Below are 22895 nucleotides of genomic sequence, written 5' to 3'. Positions count from 1 at the left end.
CCGGGTGATGCGGAGCCGACCGCGCTAAAAGTCAGCCGGAGAACGCCTTCGCGTAGGCGCCCGCGCTCTGGGTCACGCCGCTGCAGTTCGTTGCCGCGTCGTCCGTCGAGGTCCCCTCTTCGCACTGCACGTCGCGGAAGGTCGCCCACGCCGACACCCACGCGATGCTCTTCTCCTCGGCGAAGGCGCGGACCTGGGCCGCGTCGGACAGGGTGAAGGTCTCGCCGTCGACGTCGTTCACGCCGAGCATCGAGGTGAGCGCCATCGCCTGCCAAGTGGCCGCCGCTGAGGAGCCGAAGACCTTCGTCAGCTGGGCATGGGCGGCCTTGGCCGCGGTGATCGCGTACCCGCCCATGTCGCCGTCGTAGGACTCGCCGTAGTTCATCGTCATCAGATTCACGGTGGAGACCTGCACGCCCTGATTGTTGGCTGCTTCGAGGAGGGCGAGGCTGTCCGCGTCCAGCCCGGCCGGCATGACCGGCAGGGTGAAGGTGACGTCGAGGTCGCGCTCCTTCTGCAGCAGGGCGATCGCCTTGGCGCGGAGGGTGACGGAGGCGGAGTCGGTCAAGGTGTCGCCCTCGATGTCGAAGTCGGCGTGGGTCGCGCCGCCCGCGGCGTCGAGTGCCGTCGCGTACGCGGCCGCGAGGCCGGCGGCGCTGTCGCAGGTGGTGGCGAGTTCCTTGTCGGTGGCCCCGCCGAAGGAGACGCGGACCGTCGAGTCCGAGGAACTCAGTTCGGCTATACGGGACTTGACCGTCGCGTTGCCGATCGCCGTGTGACCGCCCCAGGTGGGGGTGCAGGTGTCGCCGTCCGCGACGACGAAGGCGAGGTTGTACGCGGACGGGGACCCGGCGGCGTCCGTGGTGTGGGCCGTCGAAGCGCTGACGTAAGGGGCGTACGCAGTGGACTGCTCGGCCCGGCCGGCGTGCGTCGCCGTCGGCGAAGTGGCGGAGGGCGCTGACGTCTGCGCGCCGGACGAACGGGAGCACCCCGTGGCCGCGAGCAGAAGCAGCGCCAATGTCAGTGCCAGGGTCAGGGTCGGAGTCAGGGGCAGTGTCAGTGTTTCTGCGGTGTTCTTCAGCTTCGTCGGCACTGAGCTCGTCCCTCTTGTCTCTCGTATGTCGCAGCCTCGTTACAAGCGGCCTTCCGTCGAAAGGAATCTCGCACAAGCGGCTGTGACCGTAATGCACGGGCAATAGCAAGGCTGAGCACAGGGTAGGGGGTTGAGGTGGGGTTCTTTACCGCGCATTGAGGTGCAAAGTGGGCGTGGTGTCGGTGGTGACCTCAAGGCCGCACGCCCGCAATTCATAGGCGACCGAAAGGTGCCTGAGAGGTTCATGGCCTGCTCATAAAAAGCGCTCAGCATGCGTCACATAAGGCCGCCGTACGCTCCCTCGAATGAATTCCGAGCCTGCTTTCGAAACCCGCGCCGCAGCGCGCGGGCGCCGTCGCAAACGCGGCAAGACCCCGGACGCGGGGCCCGTGTTCGTCGACTCCTCAGGCCGCAGGGCGCGGCTGCTGCGCCGCCTGGGTCTCGTCCTCGGTGCCACGTGCGCGGGGTACGTGGTGCTGCTCGCTCTGGCGTTCATGGGCGTGGGCATCCCGCTCAGCTCGTCGGACCTCCTGCCCTTCGGCGGGTCCCAGGCGGGAGTACCGGGCGGCGCCCCCGGCGATGGAGGCGGTCCGGCGCCCGGCGCGGCCCCCACCGGAGCGGCGAGCGCGATCCCGTCCGGTACTCCGCCCTCCGGCCTGCCCGCCGGGCCGCAAGGCAGGCGGCACGCCTCCCCGAGCCGCATCGCCCGCGCGAGCCGCCGCGCCGCGGCCCTCCAACGCCCCCGCATCCTCATGGCGTTGACCCTGTTGATGGCCCTGACCTGCGCGATGATGCTCGACGGGTACGTACGCGGCGAAGTGTTCAACGACAAGCGGGTCCGCACCGACGCCGCCTATGACAAGGTGCCCGAGAAGATCCTCGACGCCGGGCCGATCTTCTCCTCCCGCAACGGGACGATCGACGCCGAGTCCGTCCCGGACAAGACCATCGTGCTCACCTTCGACGACGGCCCGAACCCCGAGTACACCGCGAAGGTCCTCAAGATCCTGCGGAACAACGACGTGCCCGGCACGTTCTTCCTCGTCGGATCGATGGCCGCCCGCTACCCGGACCTGGTCCAGGACATGGTCGACGACGGCCATGAGATCGGCATCCACACGTTCTCGCACGTGGACCTCTCCTACCAGTCGTACGGTCGCGTGCAACGGGAGCTCAAGCAGACCCAGTTGGCGATCGCGGGTGCCGCGGGGGTCACGACGACCCTGTTCCGCGCCCCGTACTCGGCCGAGACCGACGCCATCGACAACTACAGCTGGCCCGTCTACAGGAAGATCGCCAAGCTCGGGTACACGAGTGTCTTCATCGACACCGACAGCGACGACTGGAAGCAGCCGGGCGTCGCCAGCATCGTGCGGACGGCCACGCCCAAGGGCACCAAGGGTGCCTCTGTGCTCTTCCACGACGCGGGCGGCAACCGTGACCAGACGCTGGCCGCGTTGCCCGAGTACATCAAGAAGATGAAGGCCAAGGGCTACACCTTCACCACCGTCAGTGGCGCCCAGTCCATGAACAGGAAGCAGGAGCAGCCGGCTCAGGGGCAGGCTCGTGGCGTGGGACATGGTGCGGCCGCCGACACGAGCACCGCACCCGCCGCGAACTCGGTGGCCGACGAGCAGTCCGCCCTGCACGAGGCGAGCGGCTCCACCCTCTGGCTCGGGCGGTCCCTCGTGGCCGCGGTCACGGTCGCCGAGTGGACGATGCCCGTGCTCGCCGTCCTCCTGGCAGTGGTCGGGTTCGCCGTCATGGGCCGGTTCGCGCTCATGCTCGTCCTGGCCCGCCGGCACTACCGGCAACGCAATAAACGCAGCTTCGGCTGGGGGTCACCGGTCGTCCGGCCGGTGAGCGTGATCGTGCCCGCGTACAACGAGCGCGAGTGCATCGCCAACACGGTCGACTCCCTTGCCGCGAGCACCCACCCCATCGAGATCATCGTCGTGGACGACGGGTCGTCCGACGGCACGGCGGACATCGTCGAGGGCCTCGGCCACCCGAACGTCCGCGTCGTGCGCCAGGAGAACGCCGGAAAGCCCGCCGCGCTCAACAACGGTGTGCGCCACGCCCGTTACGACCTCGTCGTGATGATGGACGGCGACACCGTCTTCGAACCGGACACGGTGGCCCGACTCGTACAGCCCTTCGCCGACCCACAGGTCGGCGCCGTCGCCGGCAACGCCAAGGTCGGCAACCGCAACACCCTGATCGGCGCGTGGCAGCACATCGAGTACGTGATGGGCTTCAACCTCGACCGCCGCATGTACGACCTGCTGCGCTGCATGCCCACCATCCCGGGTGCCATCGGCGCGTTCCGACGCGACGACGTGCTCGCGGTCGGCGGGATGAGCGAGGACACCCTCGCCGAGGACACGGACATCACCATCGCACTACACCGGGCGGGCCGGCGGGTCGTGTACGAGGAGCGCGCGCGGGCCTGGACGGAGGCTCCCGGCTCGTTCCGGCAGCTGTGGTCGCAGCGGTACCGCTGGTCGTACGGCACGATGCAGGCGCTGTGGAAGCACCGCCGGTCTCTGGTGGACAGCGGACCGTCGGGTCGCTTCGGGCGGATCGGCATGCCGCTGGTGGTTCTCTTCCAGATCGTGACGCCGGTCTTCGCCCCGCTCATCGACGTCTTCACCGTCTACTCGATGGTCTTCATCGACTTCCGGGCGTCCCTGCTCGCCTGGCTGGCCGTCCTCGGTGTCCAACTGGTCTGCGCCGCCTACGCGTTCCGCCTCGACGGCGAGAAGTACCGGTACCTGCTGATGCTGCCCCTCCAGCAGCTCGCGTACCGGCAGATGATGTACCTCGTCCTCATCCACTCCTGCGTCACCGCCCTGACCGGCGGCCGCCTGCGCTGGCAGAAGCTCAAGCGCACCGGCGAGGTCGGCACGCCTCGCGCGACGGCGGGGACGGGGGGTGGCCGGTGAGCACGCCGCACGCTCCGTACGGCCAACCGGCGCGGGACCCCAACCCGTGCGCCCACCTCTACCGACCCGTGCCGCGGGACGAGCCGACCCGGCAACTGGCGCTGCGTGGCCGTGACCGCTACTTCGACACCCTGCGGGCCGTCGCGCTGATCCGTGTCGTCGCGTACCACACCTTCGGATGGGCCTGGGCGGGCCTGGTCTTCCCGTCCATGGGCGTGATGTTCGCGCTCGCCGGGTCGCTGATGGCCCGGTCCCTGCGGCGGCCCGCGCTGTCCGTGATCCGCAGCCGGGTGCGACGGCTGCTCGTGCCGTTCTGGGCGTGGGGGAGCGTCGTGGTCCTGGCGATGCTGATCCACGGGTGGATGCCCGACTGGAGGCTGGTCCTCTGGGTGGTGCCGCTGGGCGACCCGCCGGGCAACTCGTGGGCCGCGCAGGCCTGGGAGATCCTCTGGTACCTGCGCTGCTACCTGTGGTTCGTCCTGCTGTCACCGCTCCTGCTGCGCGTGTTCCGGCGCGCTCCCGTACCCGTCCTGCTGCTGTCGCTCGTACCGATCACGCTCTTCGAGACGGGCACGCTGCCCTACCCGGGCGCGGGTGGCCGACTGGGCGCCGCGATCTGTGACTTCTCGATCTTCCTGTTCTGCTGGTTGCTCGGATTCGCGCACCGCGACGGGCTCTTGGCGAAGTGGAGGGCGCGACCGGTGGTTCTGCTGTCGCTGTCGGCGCTGGCCGTAGGCGGCTGGTACGCGTTCGGTCACCAGGGCGAGTACGGCACGTACGACCTGGACGACGTGCCCCTTGCGCAGGCCCTGTGGTCGGCCGGGTTCGTGACGCTGCTGATGTACGCGAAGGTCGCCCGGCGCATCGACTTCGCCCGGCTGGCCCGGCACCGGCGCCTCGACCGCGTCGTCACCGTCTTCAACGCCCGCGCCGTCACGATCTACCTCTGGCACGAGATCGCTCTGATCCTCGCCGTCCCCGTGATCGACCAGTTCTGGAACGTGCCGGCCTTCGAGAGATGGCTGCCGCTGGAGAGCCAGTGGTTCCTGTTCGCCGTCGGATGGGTTCTGATCGCGATCGCGGTGCCCTTGTTCGGCTGGGTCGAGGACGTCGCGGCCGGGCGACGGCCGCGGCTGCTGCCCGGGGCGGGGACGAAGGCCACGACCGGGGCCTGAACCCGTACAAGAGCGGGTCCCGCCGCCGCTTGCGCGGAACGGCGGGACCCGATCTGAGGGGAGCACTGCCGTGGTGTGCACCCGAGTGAGGACCGGCCTCACGGGGTTCACGGCCGTACGTCTGCTGTAACGACGCAGGAAATGCCACGTTCTGCCAAGAGGCGGCCTGGTTGACGGTGTCCACGACATGGTTTCGTCGTGCTCACAGGAACCCCATGTTCCGGGCGGCCGCGGATTGTTTTGAGGGCGGTGCATCCATGGACGGGCCACGGCCGGTAGTAACCGACAACAGGCGGTTGGCCCAGACCCTGCTGACCGCCTTGCATGGCTCCCGCCGCGCCCCGGCTCTGTTCACGGGCTCCCCCTGCAAGGGGCGTGGCGGGCCAGACGGCCCTTTCCCCGGGGATCTGAGGACACGACAGACACCCGGGGGAGGGGCTCAGTTGCACCCCGAGCCATGGACCCGGGCCGCCCCCTACAGGTCATGCGGTGCTGGTGGCTGGCGTGTCGCGTTGATGGGCGAAGGGCAGGTCGTCCCAGGGCAGCTCGGGTGACAGGGGTTCGACGGCGCGCTGTCCCGGGTCGCGCGGCGCGGCCGCAGTCACCGTCGGGGGCTTCTCGCCGACCCGTTCGAGCCAGGTCAGGAGAGCCTCGCGGAGAGAGTCGGCCACCGGCCGGTGCGAGGTGAGACCCGCGAGGTTGTCGAGTTCGTACGGGTCCGCGGCCAGGTCGTACAGCTCGGTCTCGACGTAGTGGACGGCCGCCGCGTCGTGCCACGGATCGGCGTCCGGCGCCGTGACGACGTACTTCCAGCGGTCCGTGCGCACGGCCCTGGCCACCTGGTCCTCGCTGATCTGGACGAGGACCTCGGGTCGTCGGCCGGGGTCCGTGCCGCCGCCGGTGAGCGGCAGGAAGGAGCGGCCCTGGACGCCGGGCGGCACTTCGACACCTGCCGCGTCGAGGAGCGTGGGCATGAGGTCCGCCGTGCTGACCGGATGCCGGACCAGTCCGCCGCCGGTGAACCCGGGGCCCGTCAGGGCGAGCGGTACCCGGACCGAGGCGTCGTGGCCCGAGCGCTTGTACTCGCCGTTGCGGGTGCGGAAGTGCGAGCCGTGGTCGGCTGTCCACGCGAGGACCGTGTCGTCCGTGAGGCCGAGACTGCGCAGGGCGTCGCGGAGCCGGCCGACGCCCTCGTCCACCCGCTTGATCTGGCCCAGGTATCCGGCCAGGTGCCGGTGGGCGCCGCCCTGGGGTGCGGACGGACTGAGCGCCGCGAGATCGGGCGGCAGCCAACTGGCTTGCTGGTGCGCCGTGTTGCCGTCCGGTGCGGGGTAGTCGTCGGTGGCGTTCTGGTGGTGCGGTTCGATGAGCGAGACGAACAGGAGGAAGGGACGGTCGTAGTGGTCGGCGAGGAACCGGATCGCCGCGTCGATCAGTGCGTCGGAGCGGTAGCCGGGCAGCCGCACCGGCCGGTCCGACGTGTCGTACAGGACGGTGTGGTACGCGTCCGAGGTGAATTCGAGGGCCTCGGACGCGAGCCACTCCTGGTAGCCGCCCCGCGCCCTCGCCGGAACCGGGCCAGGCCCGTTCGGCGCTCCGGCCAGATGCCACTTGCCGATGTAGCCGGTCGCGTAACCGGCCGCCGCGAACGAGCCCGCGAGCGTGGGCAGGTCGGCGGGCAGCGGCAGCCCGTTGCGGTGCACTCCGGCGGCGGTCGGCCAGCGGCCCGTCTGCAGCGCCGAACGGGCGGGCGCGCAGACCGGGTTGGGCGTGATCGCCTGCTCGATGAGGGTGCCTTCGCGGGCGATCCGGTCGAACTGTGGCGTCAGTCCGGTGGGTCCGCCGTGCACGCCGGTCGTGTCCCACCGCTGCTGGTCGGTGAGGATGACGACGACGTTCGGGCGGCGCGGGGCGGCGGGGCTCACGCGGCGGCCGTCGGGACGGTCGTCGGGGTGCCGGTCGCCGCGGTGGAGGCGCCGGACGCGATGCCGTGCTCCGGCTCGGGCACCGACTCCGGGGACAGGAGCGTGGACGTACGGCCGTCGACGCCGACCGGTACATCCCCGTCGATGGTGACCCGGGCCAGCTTGCGCTCGTGGTCGTCGGAGTCGTCGACGCCGTAGTGCTGGGTGGCGCGGTTGTCCCAGATGGCGACGTCGCCGACGCGCCACTGCCAGCGGACGGTGTTCTCGGGGCGCTCGACGTGCCGCTGGAACAGCTCCAGGAGGTCGCGGGAGTCGCGCCCCGTGAGCCCCTGGATCCGCTGCACGAAGTTGCCGAGGAGCAGCGTGCGCTCACCGGTCTCGGGGTGGACGCGGACGACGGGGTGCTCGGTCAGGAACTTGATCTTGGCGAAGACGTCGCGGAAGCGGGCGAGCTGCTCCGGTACGGCGTCGGGGCGCAGGGCCGCGTAGTCGTAGTCGTTGGAGTGCACGGCGCGCAGGCCCTCGGCGAGGGTCCGCAGCGGTTCCGGCAGGTTCTCGTACGCCGTCGCGGTGTTGGCCCACAGGGTGTTGCCGCCGTACGGCGGGATCGTGCGGGCGTGCAGGATCGAGAACGCGGGGTAGGCCGGGACGAACGTCACGTCGCTGTGCCACTGGTTGGCGCGGCCGCCGTAGTCCGAGTTGATGGGGAACGAGTAGCGGCCGTCCGCGGACGGGACGGTGGGATGGGCGACCGGGGTGCCCAGCAGGCGGCCGAACGCCTCGTGGGAGTCGGTGTCGAGGTGGTCCTGGCCGCGGAAGAAGACGACCTTGTGGGCGAGGAGGGTGGTGCGGATCTCGGTGACGGTTTCGGGGGAGAGATCCCCGCCGAGGCGGACGCCTTCGATGACGGCGCCCAGCCGGCCGCCGAGTTTGGTGACCGTGAGGGAGGTGTGGGTGGGTGCGGTGGTGGTCATGGAGGTGCCCTTTCGAGGGTCGGTACCGATTCGTTTCTGAGGGGAAGCAATTCGTGTACGCGTTGTCCGCGGTGGCGGGAGCGCTGATGGAGTGGATGCCGCCGACGTGTGCGGGGGAGCCGCTGAAGGACGCGGTCCCGCGCCCTTGGGAGCCGGCTGGAGCGACTCAGGGACAGACGGGGCGGGGACACGTCGTCATGGGCATGGGTCGGAGCGTGGCAATCGGTGCGGGACAGCGTCAACCGTCGACCAGACCGGCTCCGACGGCCGGTTGCGACGTCAACGAGGTAGCTGAGCTGGGGAGTTGCCGGCCGGAGGGCTGCGCGTCGGTGGTCCGGTGAATTCACGGCGCCGCAATGTTGGCGGCCCGTGGCCCGCCGGGGACGCGTAGGCTGCGTGACCGCTCAGCCGCCCCGCCCCGCCGTCAGCCAGGGACCCCACGATGACGCAAGCCGACGAGACCACGGCCCCGCCGCCGCATCCCCCGCGCATGGCGGGGGACGGCCGACGGGACGCCAACGCCGCGACGGTGCTGCGGACCGTCCTCGACCACGGGCCCGTGGCGCGCGGCGGCGTCGCCCGGCTCAGTGGTCTCAGCCCCGCCGCCGTCTCCCGGCAGTGCACCGACCTGAGCCGGCGCGGCCTCCTGCGCGATCTGCCGGAACTGGCCTCCGGCGGCACCGTCGGCCGCCCTCAGATACCCGTCGACCTGCACACCGGCGAGGTCGGCGGACCGCTGGCGGCGGGCGTGCACATCGGGGTGCCGGCCTCCACGTTCGGCCTGGTGGATCTGCGCGGCCGCATCGTGGCCCGGCGCACCTTCCGGCACGACGGCATCGACCGGAGGACGGAGCTGCCCGGCCGGGTCGCCCATGAGCTGGGGGAGTTCCTCGCCGGACGGCCCCGGGGCAGGCCGCTGCTCGGGGTCGGCGCGATGCTCGGCGGCTGGGTCGATCCCGGGACCGGGACCGTCGTGCGGCACGACGCGCTCGGCTGGCACCAGCGGACGCTGGCCGCGGATCTGTCCCGCGCACTCGACCTGCCCGTACGTCTGGACAACCACGCCCGGGCCATCGCGCAGTCGGAGATCCTCTTCGGTCTGCCCGCCGCGCGGCGCAGCCTCGTCCACCTCTTCGTCGGCAACGTCGTCGACGCCGCCCTCGGGATCGCCGGGGTCGTGCACAGGGGGCCGCGCTCCGGTGCCGGTGACGTGGCGCACCTTCCGGTGCCCGACTCCACCGTGCCGTGTGCGTGCGGACGCACCGGATGCCTGGAGGCGACGGCGTCCGACACGGCGCTGGCCGCCGTGGCCGTGCGGCGCGGCATCATCCCCGAACCGGACTCGATGCTGCTCTGGGACGCGGCGGCCACCGGCGATCCGCGCGCCGACCGGCTGCTGCGCAGCAGGGCCCGCGCCGTGGGCCGGGCCGCCGCGCTCCTGCTCGACGTGCTCAACCCCGACCTCGTGGTGATCACCGAGCAGTCGAGCATCCTCAACTCCGCCTACCTGGAGGAGATCCGGGGCGCCGCCGTCGATCACTCGCACGTCTGTGACGACCCCGAGCGACTCGTCAGTCCGCATGCCGGTCCGGGCGTGCTGCCGGTCGCGGCCGGGACGGTCCTGCTGAATCCGCTGTTCAGGAACCCGTTGCAGGGGTGAGCTGCTCACGATGCGGACAGGCTCTGTTGACCGCTGCCGATCGCCGCTGCCATATTGCTCGCGTGAATCCGGACAAGCGCCTCGTCTCCCGCAGGCACGTCGACCTCTGTCGACAGGCCAGCGCGGTCTGTGCCGCCGTCCGTCTCTGATTCCCCTGGCCTTCGCGCATCACCGCTGATCCCGGCTCGTTGAACTTCCCTGCTGCTTCCTGTCGTTGACGCCGCCTCCGGCTGCTCCCCGGCAGGTCGCTCGCGGCTGCTGCCGGGTGTTCGGCTCGCGCCTTCATTCCTGTCGCAGCGGAACAAATCTCCGAGGACTCCTCCTCGACGGCTCCGCTCGCGCCCTTCCCTTCCGAGGCAGGCCCCACGATGACCGACCCCTCTCCCCGTCCCTCGCTCCCCGACGCCCCGACCCGCCGCACCACCCTCCGGGCCGCCGGAGGAGGCGCCGCGCTCCTCGGGCTCGGTCTGGCCGGCTGCCGCTCGGCCGTGTCCGACAGCAAGTCCGCAGGCGCGGGCGGCACGTCCGACGCACCGCGGCGCGGCGGGACCCTCGACATCGCGATCAACGCGGACTTCACACCCGCCCTGCTGTTCACCCAGACCGGCCAGTCGCTCCAGAACCGTCTCGTCTTCAACACCCTGACCCGCTACGACGACTCCCTGCGCCCACAGCCGGAACTGGCCACCTCCTGGACGTACGCGAAGGACGGCCGCAGCATCACGCTCAGGCTGCGCGACGACGTCACGTACCACGACGGCCGGAAGTTCACCGCGGACGATGTCGTCTTCGCCGTGAGGAACCTTCAGAACCCGCTCAGAGCAGCCCAGTTGAGGGCCACGGCCCTCGCGGTCAGCGGGTTCGAGAAGCGCGGCGACCACGAACTGGTGCTCAAGCTGAAGCACCCCGTCGCCAACCTCTTCGACCTCTTCGAATTCATGATCATCACCGACCCGGACTCCGTCGAACAGGCCGTCACGGGAAAGAAGCTGAACGGCACCGGACCGTTCAAGCTCGCCAAGTGGAGCCCCGGCACCGGCCTCAGCCTCACCCGCAACGCCGACTACTGGCAGCCCGGCCGCCCCTACCTCGACCGCGTCGAACTCCGCGTCGTCGCCCAGGCCGAGGCGCTCCTCTCCTCGCTGCGCACCGGCCAGTCGCAGCTGTCCTACGACGTGCCCGGCAAGACCCTCGCCTCCCTCACATCCGACGGCACCCTGCGCACCAAGGAGTACGCGGTCGGCGGCGGCGCCGCCTACCTCGGCGTCAACACCACCGTGAAACCGCTCGACGACCCCACCGTCCGGCACGCCCTCGCCTGGGCCGTCGACCGCGAACGACTCGTCAAGCAGACCCTCGGCGGCTACGGATTCGCCTCCGCCGCCCCGTGGCCCAAGTCGTCGCCCGCCTACACCGAGGCCAACCGCACGCACTACACCTACGACCCGGGCAAGGCCCGCGAGCTCCTCAAGTCGGCCGGACACAGCAGGCTCGACCTGCCGCTCCTGCACGTCAACACCCCCGGCGAGACGGCCAATGCCGAGTCCGTCCAGTACGACCTGAAGCAGATCGGCGTCCACACCACCCTGGAGCCGACCGACCCCGCCGTCTCCCAGAAGAAGCTCATCTCGCAGGGGATGCCTGCCCTGTGGGTCCAGGGACACGGCTTCGCCCAGGTCCAGCCCTCGACGCTCGCCGTCAGCGCCTACCCCTTCAACGAGGCCAAGAACACCTCGAAGTACCGCTCCGAGGAGTACACCGCCATCGTGCGGAAGGCGTGGACCGGCACCGGCCTGAGCGGTTCCGCGAGCCGCGCCCTCTACCAGGAGATCTCCGACGTCCTCCTCGACGCGGCGTTCGTCATCGACCTCGCGGTTCGCGGCCGGGTCGAGACGGCGAGCACGAAGCTGCACGGCGTCACCATCAACAAGTTCGCCTACCTCAACCTCGACAACGCCTATCTGGCGAGCGGGAGTTGACGTGACGCGCTACCTCCTCAAACGCCTGCCGTCCGCACTTCTCGTGCTGGCCCTCGCCTCCTTCGTCGTCTTCTCGATCCTGCGGCTCATCCCCGGCGACCCGGCGAGCTCGCTGGCCGGACCCGACGCGAGCGCCGAGACCGTCGCCGCGATCCGCGCCCGACTCGGCCTGGACGAACCGCTGTTCACCCAGTACGCGCACTGGGTCGGCGATCTCGTACGGGGTGACCTCGGCCCCTCCTACGCGATCGGCGGCGACACCGCGTCCCTCATCGGCGACGGACTCGCCGCCACCGCCCAACTCACCCTGGGTGCTCTGGTGCTGGTCGTCCTGATCGGCGGCGCCCTCGGCATCGCCGGAGCGACCGCGCGCCGCGGCTGGGTGCGCGGCGCCGTGCGTGCCGTGACCACAGGCGCGCTCGCCGTGCCGCCCTACGTCACCGGTGTGCTCCTGGTCCTCGTCTTCGCCGTCGCCCTCGGCGTGCTGCCGCCCGGCGGCCACGCCTCCTTCCTCGACGCCCCCGACCTCGCCGTCCAGTACCTCCTGCTGCCCGCCCTGTGCCTGGCGCTGCCCAGCGCCGCGGTCCTCGGCCGCTACCTCAAGGACGGCATCGAGCACGCACTCGCCGAGGACTACGTCCGCACCGCCAAGGCCGCCGGCGTCGCACCCCGGCGACTCCTGTGGCGGCACGCCGTCCCCAACGCGCTGCCGCCCGTGGTCACCCTGCTCGGCATGCAGACCGGCCACCTCCTCGGCGGCGCCGTCCTGGTCGAGGCCATCTTCGCCTGGCCCGGCCTCGGCCGGCTCGCCGAGCAGGGCCTCACCCGCCGCGACTACCCCGTCGTCCAGGACCTGTTGCTCCTCCTCGTCGCGGTCTTCGTGGTCGTCCAGCTCCTCACCGACCTCGTGTACGCCTGGCTCGACCCACGGATCCGCTGGGAGTGACCACCACCATGACCCTCACCACACCAACTCCCCACCAGAACAAGGGACGTACGCGCAAGAGCCGGCGCTCCCCGTACCTGACGGCACTCACCACCGCGCGCGGCCGCACCGGCCTGCTGCTCGTCCTGCTGGTCGCCCTCGCCGGAGTCCTCGCACCCGTCCTGTCCGGGCACGCCCCCACCGACCAGAGCGGAGACACCCTGCTCCCGCCGCTCAGCGCGGGGCATCCGCTCGGCACCGACGACCTGGGGCGCGATCTGCTCAGCCGCGTCCTCTACGGCATCCGGGCCGACCTCGGCATCATCGCCGTCGCCGTGCCGCTGGGCGCCGCGGCGGGCTGCGCCTGCGCCCTGCTCGCCGCCGTCCACCCCGTCGTCGACACGGTCGTCCAGCGCGCCTTCGACCTGGTGCTCGCCTTCCCCGGCCTCATCCTCGCCCTCGCCGTTACGGCCGTGCTCGGCCCCGGCCGAACGCCCGTGATCGTCGTGATAGCGGTGGCCGAGATCCCGGTGTTCGGGCGGCAGCTGCGCGCCGGGATCCTCGTCCAGCGAGGCCGCGAGTACGTCGCCGCCGCGCGCGTGGGCGGCACCGGCCGGGCCCGGCTGCTGACCCGCCACATCCTGCCGAACGCCACCGACCCGCTCATCGTGCAGCTCGCGGTCTCCCTCACCGTCGCCGTGTTCATCGAGGGCGCCATGAGCTTCCTCGGCGTCGGTGTCCGGCCGCCCACGCCGACCCTCGGCGGCGTCCTGAGCCAGTCCATGCCGTACCTGTCCCAGCATCCCAACTACGCCGCGGGCCCTCTGCTCGCGGTGACCGCCCTCGTCCTCGGCCTCTCCCTCCTCGCCGAGGCCCTCAACCGGGAGGTGCGCCGATGACGGCCGAGCCCGCCCTGCTCCACGTCCGGGACCTGAACGTCGAGTTCACCTCGCCCGACGGCACACCCCTGCGCGCCGTACGGGACGTCTCCTTCACCCTGCGCCGCGGCGAAACCCTCGCGGTGGTCGGCGAGTCCGGCTCCGGCAAGTCCACCACGGCCCTCGCCCTGACCCGGATGCTGCCCGGCAACGGCCGGATCGCCGGCGGCGAAGTCCGCCTCGACGGAGCGGAGTTGACATCCGCCCCGGAGGAGACGCTCCGCGCGGTGCGGGGCAGCCGCATCGGCATGATCTTCCAGGACCCGATGACCTCCTTGAATCCGGTCCTCACGATCGGCCGCCAACTGGACGAGGTCCTGCGCGCCCACGCGCCCCGCAAGGAGCGCGGGGAAGCCGGTGAGCAGCCACACCGAGGCGACAGCCACCCACGCGGCACCGAGCGCCGACGACGGGAGGGCGGAACGACCCGAGCCGCCCGCCGCGCTCGATCCGTCGAACTCCTGTCCCTGGTCGGCATACCCGAACCGGAGCGCCGCCTGGACGACCACCCGCACCAGTTCTCCGGCGGCCAGCGCCAGCGCATCCTCATCGCCCTGGCGCTCGCCGGGGAACCGGATCTGCTCGTGGCCGACGAGCCGACCACCGCGCTCGACGCCACCGTGCAGGAACAGATCCTCGACCTGCTCGCCGACCTCGGCCGCACCACCGGCGTCGCCGTCCTCCTCATCACCCACAACATGGGCGTCGTCGCCCGCTCCTGCGAACGCGTCCTCGTCATGTACGGCGGAACCGTGGTGGAGGAGGGGGCCACCCGCGACGTCCTGACCCGGCCCCGGCATCCGTACACCGCCGGACTGCTCGCCGCCGTGCCACGCCTGACCTCGCCGTCCGGCACCCGTCTCACCGGGATCCCCGGCAGCCCGCCCGGCCTGGAACTCCTCGGCACGGCCGGGCACCGGGGCTGCGCGTTCGCGGCACGCTGCACCGTGGCTCAGGAGCGGTGCCGCACCGAGGTGCCCGTGCTCGTGGCGGCGGGGGCGGGACGCGTCGCCTGCGGACCCGCCACCGACGGAACGTACACCCCGGTCGCCCTGCCCGAAGCCGAGCGGATCGAACGCCCCGCGCCCGGAGCCGTCGTCCTGTCCGCCGACGGCATCCGCAAGACCTACCGGCGCGGACGGCGCACCTTCACCGCCCTCGACGACGTGTCGCTCACCCTCCGCGCGGGCGAGACCCTCGGCATCGTGGGGGAGTCCGGATCGGGCAAGTCGACGCTCGCCCGGGTCCTCGCCCACGCCCACCCCGCCGACGCGGGCACCCTGCGCCTGCGTGGCGACGACGTGACCCGGCCGCGACGCCGCGCCCTGCACGACGTGCGCCGCGAGGTGCAGATGGTCTTCCAGGACCCGTACGCCTCCCTCAATCCGCGCCTGACCGTCGGCGAGATCATCGCCGAGCCGCTCATCGCCTTCGGCCTCGCCGCGGACCGGGACGAGCGCGAACGCCGCGTCGCCGCCCTGCTCGGCCAGGTCGGCCTCGACCCGTCCGCGGCGGACCGCCGGCCCCGCTCCTTCTCCGGCGGCCAGCGCCAACGCATCGGCATCGCAAGGGCGTTGGCACCGCAACCCGCCGTCCTCATCTGCGACGAACCCGTCTCCGCGCTCGACGTCTCCGTCCAGGCCCAGATCGTCAACCTGCTCACGGACCTCCAGCGCGACCTCGGCCTCGCCCTCGTCTTCATCGCCCACGACCTCGCCGTCGTACGCCAGGTCAGCCATCGCATCGCGGTGATGCACCACGGCCGCATCGTGGAGACCGGCCCCGCCGACGCGCTCTGCGAATCCCCGGAGAACCCCTACACCCGAGCCCTCCTGTCCGCCGCCCCCGACCCCGCCGTACTCGTTGCCGCCTGAGCCGGACTCCGTCGTCCCCCGCCGTCCCTGGCGTCCAGTCAGTCGGCTTCCCTCAGGTGGGTCAGGGCTGCACGGAAGTCGTCGAGGGCGGGGCCGAACTCGCGAAGGGCATCAAGCCTGTCGAAGTAGCGGCGCCTGACGTCGGGCGGCCAATGGCAGGGCGTCGCTCCCGACGGCGGGCGGGGCTCACCGGGCGTGGGCCGGTCGCTGTCGGTGCGGGAGAACATCAGCAGCACGGCCCAGAAGGACCTCTGACAGCCGCTCCAGGACTTCCCCTCACCGGAAGCGGCCAACTTCGTCAGCAGGGCCAGCGCCTCCTGCCGCACCGCGGCCGCCTGTTCCGTCCGGCCCTGGGTGTCGAGCACCTGCGCGTACCCGAGGACCGAGTTCGGATCGACCGACGTCATGGAGGTTGGCGATCCACTGCAGGAGCGTCCAGGCCAGAGCTCCCTCGCGGGGCCCATCGGACTGCTCCACCGTGACCGACGAAGATCCGACCGAACGCCTCCCGGGCGCCGTCGACGGCCCGCGCCCACAGCTCGCGATCCGAGGTCCCTCCGACCGGTACGTCGGGACCGGCGTCGTTCAGTTCCATGCTCTCTACGTGTCCGGCACCCGGCCCGAGGTTCCCGCTGATCCCAACAAATTCCGGCGGAAGGAGTGGGCCTTCATGGCCGCACCGTTCCACGGCCGCTCAGCAGGAGTCGGCTCTGGTTCAGCAGCCGGCGGCTGGCTTCCATCCGCTCACGGCTCGACTGGACCAGGAGACGGCTTCGTTCGACCGCACTGCGTGACCTCCACAGACGTTCCAGAAAGTCGTACCCGATCACGTGTACTGCCCGCTTCTCGACCCCCTGTTGCGCTGACACCAGGCTCCACCCCTTCACGACCTGGAACTCCACTCCGGAACTTCACTATCGAGGCAGTCGTCCGTGACGGGTATGGGAAATCGTAGAACTTCTGACATTCCGACGGACGTGCATGCCGTGCCACGCGCTCCCCGGCGGGGGAGGTGCAGGTGCGGCGGACCCCGGGGGTCCGCTGGGCAGCGGCGGGGCGCGGGCCGAGACCGGGAGGTGCGTACTTCCTGTGCGGCGTTCAGGTGACCTTGGGCTGGGCGAGCCGGGCGATGCGTGCGGACAGGACAAGAGTGGGAGAGGTAAGGCCCGTACCGGGGCCCCCGTTCTCCGGGGCTCCAGCTCCAGCCCCAGCTCCAGCGAAGGATTCGTCAGATGCGCATCTCTGCTCGCGTTGCAGTGGCCGTGCTGTCACTCGCCGCCGTCGTCGTCCCCTGCACCGCGCAGGCCACCGAGCGGCCGACAGCCCCGCCGACCCCTTCCTCCGTCACGGCTGACACCCGCCCGGCCGACGTGGTGCGCGGCGGCAGTCCCGCGTCCACGGTGGACCGGGTCGCCGACTTCTACGGCGCGTACATCGACGCCGTCTACGACGGCACCGACCGTCTCCCGGACCAGCTGCGCGCCCACTACCTCACCCGCGACCTGCAGCGGCGGCTCGCGGGCTGGGAGCAGGCGAACCACGCCGACGGGGTGCTGCGCGCCCAGGACGTGCCCCGGCACTGGGAGGTGCGAAACCAAGGCGCGGGCGCCGGCCACGTCTTCTCGATCGTCACCCTGACCTGGGGCAGCCCCCAGCACCCGACGTACACCCGGATCGCGGTCCGAAGCGACCTGCGGACCAAGCTGATCTCCGACATCAAGCAGGCCTGACCGACCGCGCGCGACGAGCGGTTGCGCACCTCGGCATCGGCGATGGCCCGCGCGTCGGCAGAATCGGCGCAGCAGGTCAACGCCGACGGTGGTTCGGGCGGCCGGTGGGATCGGTGGGCGGGACCGTCGGCGGCTGGAAGGTGCCGAACTGTTCGCCGGAGAAGGTGAATCGGCCACCACTGGTGGGCGCTTCCACGTCGGCCAGGCGCTCGCGTTGGGCGAGGAAGGGGACGTCCACGCTCAGCCGCTCGGGGGCTGAACGACCACGGTTCGTGGACTGCATGACCATGAGCGGGTCGAACATCACGATGGTTCCGGCGATGACGAGGAAGGCCAGGGGTCCCACCAGCATGGGCACCAGCATGCCGAAGGACGAACCGGTGGCGTAGACGGGGGTGCTCTGCGCATGCAGGTGGACGTGGAGGGCCGCCATGCCGGTGTAGTGCATGCCGGTCACGGCGACGCCCATGACGAGACTGGCCCCCAGGCTCCAGGCGAGGCCCCGGTCCTGAACTGCGCACCACAGCGCGGCGGTTGCCGCCACGATGGCGATGACGAGGGACAGTGCCACGGTGGAGGTGTCGTAGTCGAACGAGGAGTTCCGTACGGTCATGGCGGACATGCCCAGGTAGTGCATGCCCGCGACACCCAGGCCGGTGACGATGCCGCTGATCACGAGTGCCGGTACGGTCGCTCCCCGGTATCCGACGATGAACACGCCCACGCTCACCACGGCGATGGCCACGGCCAGGCTCGCGTACGTCATCGGCCAGTCGAAGCCGACCGGCGCCTCCGCCACGCTGAAGCCCATCATGGCGATGAAGTGCATCGCCCAGATGCCCGAGCCGATGGTCGCCGCACCGAGGGCGAGCCAGGCCGGGCGGCGCCGCGCGTCACCGGACTTCAGGGAACGGGTGGTGCAGCGCAGCCCCAGTGCGCTGCCGAAGTACGCCATGACGTACCCGACGGCGGGTGTCACTGCCCCGTACGTGAACCCGTCGATGGTGCCTTCCATGACAAGAGCAGCCTTCCTCGCCGGTGTGTGCGGCCGGGTGGTCAGTTCCGGTCTCGAATGCGGTAACTGCCGCAGGATTCCATGCAGTTGGTGATCGCCGAGGAGTATTACAGGACAGTGTCCAGTATTCGGTCACGAATCGGCGGTTAGCGCGTTGCTCCGCCGTACACGCACAACTCGCCACCTGCTCAGAAGTCGGTGACCGGCCCGAGGATCGAACCGTGGCCGCGGCCGGCGCGGGTGCTAGTTTCCTTGCCGTGTTGAATCATCAGGACGAGACCAGGGCGGCCTACGACGGGGTCGTCGACCTGTATGCGTCGATGTTCGCCGATCGGCTGGAGACGCAGCCGTTCGCACGGAACATGATCGCCACCTTCGCCGAGCTCGTGCGCGCCACGGGGAACGTGCGGGTGGCCGACGTCGGGTGCGGACCTGGCCATCTGACCGCCATGCTGCACGAGTTGGGGCTGGACGCCGTCGGACTCGACCTCTCGCCGGCCATGGTCGATCACGCCCGCCGGGCGCACCCCGCGCTCCGATTCGACGAAGCGCGGATGGAGGCCCTGCCGGTCGAGGACGGCTCGCTCGGCGGAGTGCTGGCCCACTACTCGATGATCCACACCCCACCCGCGGAACTGCCCGCGCTGCTCGCGGAACAGGTGCGTGTCCTGGCGCCGGGAGGACTGCTCATGGCGTCCTTCTTCGGGACCGACGGGCCGGAGCCCGTCCGCTTCGACCACAAGGTGGCCCCCGCCTACAGCTGGCCGGCGGAGCAGTTCGCCGAGCTGCTGACCGGAGCGGGACTCGTCACGGTGTCGCGGTTGCTCCACGACCCCATGTCCGAACGAGGTTTCCTCGACACCCACTTGATCGCCCGCCGACCGTAGAGCGCGCCCCACGGGTACGAATGTGGCGTCTGGTATGGGAACTCGGCACCCTCTCCCTAGGCATCGCCTTTCATCGCGCTCGTGGTCGCCGCATGGTCGTAGACGGGGGCCGGGCTCACGTCAGGTCTTCTCACCGGCCGGCAGTCGATCGTGGTCCTGACGAGGGTGCGGCTGGGCTTCCGCTCGGGAGCGCAGCCGGGCCGCCTTGCCGTAGGTGACCCGCCGTACCAGCACCTCGAACGGGCCGCGTCGGCCCCGCCGTTGCATCTGGTGGGCCAGCAGTACGGTCGCGAGCCAGGTGGCCGTGGCCAGGAGAGCCGTCGTGGTGACCGTCAGGGTTCCGGAGAGGTCCAGCAGGAACGGGGTGAACGTCACGGCCCAGACCACCGACTGCGCGAGGTAGCAGGTCATCGACCGCTGGCCGACAGCAGCGATCGCGCTCACCACGCCGCCCTGTCGTGACGCGACCCTTGTCGCCACCAGGGCCACCAGCGCCGCGTACCCGAACCCGCCGAGGACACCCGTCGCATCGTGCAGCGGCCCGATCATCTCCAGCGCCTCCCGGCCGGGGACGTCGACAACCCCGGCAGCCATCAGTGCGGCGGGCTGAGCTCCGAGCACCGCGATCGTGATCCCGACCGCGGCCGTGATCCGAAGCAGGGTCCGGAACCGCTCGGGCTCCTCCAGGATGCGGCGCCGCCCCGCCCACAGCCCGACGGCCAGCGGGCACAGGAACCCGATCGGCCCCAGAAGCGCCACCACGGGCGCCACCTCCAGGCGGGCGGTGAACATGGTGCCCAGGTTCGGAGGCAGCATCGACGGGTCCGGCGGATCGGCGCTCACGGCCGACGAGCCGTCGCTCGGCAGCGACACCAGCACGAGGAACAGCAAGGCGGTCAGGAGCAGCCAGCGGTCCTTCCAGCGCACCATCCACGCCCCGGCGAGCAGCAGCACTCCATAGGCGGCCAGGATGTCGCCGACGTACAGCAACATCGCGTGGGCCGTGCCGATGACGATGAGGGCCAGGCCGCGCCGCCACAGCAGCCGCCGTACGTCCCGCGGCCGGGACGCGGCCTGCCGGCGCACGATGTGTGCCACCCCGTAGCCGAAGAGCAGGCCGAACATCGGGAACGCCCGACCGTCGACGAACGTGGAGATCGTCCACGTGGCGGCCGAGTCGACCACGGTCCCGCCCTGCGGGAAGCCCCCGAGGATGTGCGAACCCTGAATGAAGTAGTGGGAGTTGGCCAGCGCGATGAACAGCAGCATGAAGCCGCGCGCCAGGTCGGGAGCGAGCGCCCGCCCCGCCGGAGCCGTCGGTCCGGATCTTTCCGTCGTCATGACCCCAGTCAAGGACGCGCCCCACCCGCACGGCATCGGCCGATGGTCGAGCGCGCACCGACTTTCGTCTACGAGCCGCAGGTGCCGCGACCACAGCTCGGCGTGGCCGTGACCGGCGCTGAGGTCGAGCACCGCTGGGGAGGGTCTGGCGAGACGTCGTTGCCGTGCTGCTCAGGCAGGCTGTGGAGGCCGTCACGCAGCACCCCGATGGGCAGCACGACTGACAGGTCGGCGGCCGCTCTTTGACGGGATGTCAGGAAAGCGCATCTGAGAGAGGGACGCCGGCGGAGCCGAATGGGCGAAAGCCGGGCGCCGCGAAGAGTGTCGCTGCTTGACCGTATCGCGCCTTCTTATGGTGACCATATGAATCTGAAGCCATCTCGCGCCCGAAGCAGGAGACGTGGACGCCGTCCTGCGGGGTGGCTGGCGGCGACAGGCGTAGGCCTCCTCGGCATGGCGGCGGTGGGGCTGGGCCTTCCCGGCCAGGCGGCGTCGGCGCAGCCGGTGGGAGTGCCGCTGGTCGACGAGACGTTCACCGGGGCCGACGCGATGGCAGGGTTCGAAGCGTTCGGTCCGGCATGTCTGACCGGTGCACCCGAGGCGGCGGGGGCGCCGGGCACCGGAACCCACCCGCTGACCGGGTGCCCGGCCGGTGCCACCGGGCCGGTGCCGCCCAACGACGCGGCGCCGCACGGCTATCTGCGGCTGACCGACGCGTCGAACGACCAGTCCGCCGCGGTTCTCTACAACCACGCGCTGCCGGCCAACCAGGGACTGGTCACCACCTTCGACCAGTGGCAGTACGGCGGCACCAGCCCCAACCCGGCGGACGGGATCTCGTTCTTCCTGATCGACGGCGCGGCGTCCCTGACCGCTCCGGGAGCCTTCGGTGGCAGCCTCGGCTACGCGCAGAAGCTGCCCGACGACGACCCCGCCGCGACGCTGCTGCCGGGCGTCAACCGCGGCTATGTGGGGGTCGGCCTGGACGTCCTGGGCAACTACTTCGGCGACTGGGAACATCGCGGGAACGGCTGCGCGACCCGTTCTCCGGCCGGCACCTCCTTCCGGATCCCCGGGCCGGGCGCCAACATGGTGACGCTGCGCGGTCCCGGCGACGGCAACGAGGGCTACTGCTTCCTCGACGCCACCACCAGCAACAAGACGACGACCGCGCCCTGGCCCTCCACCCTGCCGGGACAGCTGCACGGGCCCACCACGTCCGTACCGCCGGGTTCCACCCCGCAGGAGGCCGAGACCCTCCTCGAGCCGTCGCGCCGCACGGTGACCGTCGAGGTCTCGCCGTCGCCGAACCCGGTGATCACCGTCTCGATCGACTTCCACGACGGCAAGGGCACCCAGCAGGTGCTCTCGCAGCCGGCGCCCCAGCCCGTGCCGAGCACGTACAAGTTCGGCTTCGGCGCGTCGACGGGCCTGTTCACGGACGTCCACCTCATCCGGAACCTCACGGTGCATCCCGCCGCGCAACTGCCCCAGCTCAACCTCGTCAAGCAGGTCTCGCAGGAGCCTCCGCTGGAGACCCCGCTGAAGCCCGGCATGAAGGTTCCGTTCGAGTACGTGGCGACCAACAGCGGCAACGTCCCGCTGACCGGCGTGAACGTGACCGACGACCGCGTCGACGCCATCCAGTGCCCCAAGACCATGCTCGCCGTGGGCGAGACGATGACGTGCACCGGCACCTACACCGTCACCGAGGCCGACGGTACGGCCGGTTCGGTCACCAACACCGCGACCGCGCAGGGAGAGGCGAACGGCACCCCCGTCGTCTCACCGCCCGACGACGTCACCCTGCCCGTCCAGCCGGGTCCCGGCGTGCGGCTGGAGAAGAAGGCGGACGACACCAAGGTGTACCGGGCGGGTGACGAGGTCTCCTACACGTACACCGTCACCAACACCGGTCCGCAGCAACTGACCGGGATCCGGATCACGGACGACCGCGTGTCCGACGTGACCTGCGAGGAGACCACGCTCGCACCGGCGGGTGAGTCCGGTGACAGCACCACCTGTACGGGCACCTACACGGTCACCGAACAGGACGCGAGCAAGGGCGCCGTCACCAACGTCGCCACCGCCCACGGGCTCGACGGCTCCAACCCCGTCGACTCGCAGCCCGACGAGGTGACGCTGGTCGTCGACTCCGGCCTCGGACTGCATCTGGAGAAGTCGGCCGACGACACCACGACGTACCAGCCCGGCGACAAGGTGACCTACACCTACACCCTCACCAACACCGGCGAACACCCGCTGACCGGCATCACCGTCACCGACAACCTCGTGTCCGACGTGACCTGCGAGGCCACCACGCTCGCGCCGGGCGCCCACACGACCTGCACCGGCACCTACACCATCACCGAGGAAGACGCGGAGCGCGGCACGGTCACCAACGAGGCCGCCGGGAGCGGGCAGTCCGGCAGCA

The 22895-nt window shown here is 70.9% G+C and carries 17 protein-coding genes; 11 read left to right on the top strand and 6 right to left on the bottom strand.

From position 1 onward, the window contains the following. Positions 1-31: 31 nt before the first annotated feature. Positions 32-1048 carry a hydrolase gene (locus M4J07_RS05485; RefSeq protein ID WP_255967923.1) on the bottom strand — a complete coding sequence of 339 codons (1017 nt, stop codon included), beginning with the start codon at positions 1046-1048 and terminating at the stop codon, positions 32-34. Positions 1049-1398: 350 nt separating this feature from the next. Between M4J07_RS05485 and M4J07_RS05480 the strand changes: the two genes are divergently transcribed. Both M4J07_RS05480 and M4J07_RS05475 read left to right on the top strand, forming a co-directional pair. After that, entirely contained in the window at positions 1399-4038 is a 2640-nt protein-coding gene (locus tag M4J07_RS05480) for a bifunctional polysaccharide deacetylase/glycosyltransferase family 2 protein (RefSeq protein WP_255967794.1), read from the top strand. Positions 4039-4106: 68 nt separating this feature from the next. Next, positions 4107-5213: an acyltransferase family protein gene (locus M4J07_RS05475; RefSeq protein ID WP_255967921.1), complete on the top strand. Its 1107-nt coding sequence runs from the start codon at positions 4107-4109 to the stop codon at positions 5211-5213. Between the two features lie 482 nt (positions 5214-5695). Here M4J07_RS05475 and M4J07_RS05470 read toward each other — a convergent pair whose 3' ends face one another. Together M4J07_RS05470 and M4J07_RS05465 are read right to left on the bottom strand one after the other, a co-directional pair. Next, positions 5696-7138, bottom strand: a complete 1443-nt coding sequence (locus tag M4J07_RS05470) for a sulfatase-like hydrolase/transferase (protein ID WP_255967792.1) — start codon at positions 7136-7138, stop codon at positions 5696-5698. After that, positions 7135-8112, bottom strand: a complete 978-nt coding sequence (locus M4J07_RS05465; protein ID WP_255967790.1) for a TauD/TfdA dioxygenase family protein — start codon at positions 8110-8112, stop codon at positions 7135-7137. The genes M4J07_RS05470 and M4J07_RS05465 overlap by 4 nt, the downstream gene beginning before the upstream one ends. Positions 8113-8554: 442 nt before the next feature. On the opposite strand from M4J07_RS05465, the gene M4J07_RS05460 reads away from it, so the two are divergent. From M4J07_RS05460 to M4J07_RS05440, 6 genes are all read left to right on the top strand, one after another. Beyond that, positions 8555-9772, top strand: a complete 1218-nt coding sequence (locus M4J07_RS05460; protein ID WP_255967788.1) for an ROK family transcriptional regulator — start codon at positions 8555-8557, stop codon at positions 9770-9772. Beyond that, entirely contained in the window at positions 9769-9921 is a 153-nt protein-coding gene (locus M4J07_RS48465) for a putative leader peptide (protein WP_374214996.1), read from the top strand. The genes M4J07_RS05460 and M4J07_RS48465 overlap by 4 nt, the downstream gene beginning before the upstream one ends. 219 nt (positions 9922-10140) lie before the next feature. Beyond that, complete coding sequence (locus tag M4J07_RS05455) at positions 10141-11751, top strand: ABC transporter substrate-binding protein (protein WP_255967786.1); 1611 nt, start codon at positions 10141-10143, stop codon at positions 11749-11751. A gap of 1 nt (position 11752) precedes the next feature. Then, positions 11753-12697, top strand: coding sequence for an ABC transporter permease (locus M4J07_RS05450; RefSeq protein ID WP_255967784.1), 945 nt, complete (start codon positions 11753-11755; stop codon positions 12695-12697). Positions 12698-12705: 8 nt separating this feature from the next. Continuing rightward, positions 12706-13575 carry an ABC transporter permease gene (locus M4J07_RS05445; protein WP_255967919.1) on the top strand — a complete coding sequence of 290 codons (870 nt, stop codon included), beginning with the start codon at positions 12706-12708 and terminating at the stop codon, positions 13573-13575. Further along, positions 13572-15488, top strand: coding sequence for a dipeptide ABC transporter ATP-binding protein (locus M4J07_RS05440; RefSeq protein WP_255967782.1), 1917 nt, complete (start codon positions 13572-13574; stop codon positions 15486-15488). The genes M4J07_RS05445 and M4J07_RS05440 overlap by 4 nt, the downstream gene beginning before the upstream one ends. A 38-nt stretch (positions 15489-15526) precedes the next feature. On the opposite strand, the gene M4J07_RS05435 is transcribed toward M4J07_RS05440, so the two are convergent. Continuing rightward, on the bottom strand, positions 15527-15895 hold the full coding sequence (locus M4J07_RS05435) for a hypothetical protein (protein WP_255967780.1): 369 nt from the start codon (positions 15893-15895) through the stop codon (positions 15527-15529). 825 nt (positions 15896-16720) lie between these two features. Here M4J07_RS05435 and M4J07_RS05430 point away from each other — a divergent pair. Next, positions 16721-17218, top strand: a complete 498-nt coding sequence (locus M4J07_RS05430; protein ID WP_255967778.1) for a hypothetical protein — start codon at positions 16721-16723, stop codon at positions 17216-17218. Between the two features lie 76 nt (positions 17219-17294). Here the strand turns inward: M4J07_RS05430 and M4J07_RS05425 are convergent, their stop codons facing one another. Further along, positions 17295-18233: an MHYT domain-containing protein gene (locus M4J07_RS05425; RefSeq protein WP_255967776.1), complete on the bottom strand. Its 939-nt coding sequence runs from the start codon at positions 18231-18233 to the stop codon at positions 17295-17297. 257 nt (positions 18234-18490) lie between these two features. Between M4J07_RS05425 and M4J07_RS05420 the strand changes: the two genes are divergently transcribed. Next, entirely contained in the window at positions 18491-19120 is a 630-nt protein-coding gene (locus tag M4J07_RS05420; protein WP_255967774.1) for a class I SAM-dependent methyltransferase, read from the top strand. Between the two features lie 120 nt (positions 19121-19240). Here M4J07_RS05420 and M4J07_RS05415 read toward each other — a convergent pair whose 3' ends face one another. Beyond that, positions 19241-20461 (bottom strand): DUF418 domain-containing protein, encoded by a 1221-nt coding sequence (locus M4J07_RS05415; protein WP_255967772.1) that lies wholly within the window; start codon positions 20459-20461, stop codon positions 19241-19243. 453 nt (positions 20462-20914) lie between these two features. Here M4J07_RS05415 and M4J07_RS05410 point away from each other — a divergent pair. Continuing rightward, positions 20915-22895, top strand: a 1981-nt coding sequence (locus M4J07_RS05410) for a DUF7507 domain-containing protein (protein ID WP_255967770.1), incomplete at its 3' end; no start/stop codon positions are given.

This window comes from Streptomyces longispororuber, assembly GCF_024448165.1.
GTDB classification, from domain to species: domain Bacteria; phylum Actinomycetota; class Actinomycetes; order Streptomycetales; family Streptomycetaceae; genus Streptomyces; species Streptomyces longispororuber_A.
The sequence above is the reverse complement of the archived record's forward strand: the minus strand, read 5'-3'. Positions and strand labels throughout refer to the sequence as shown.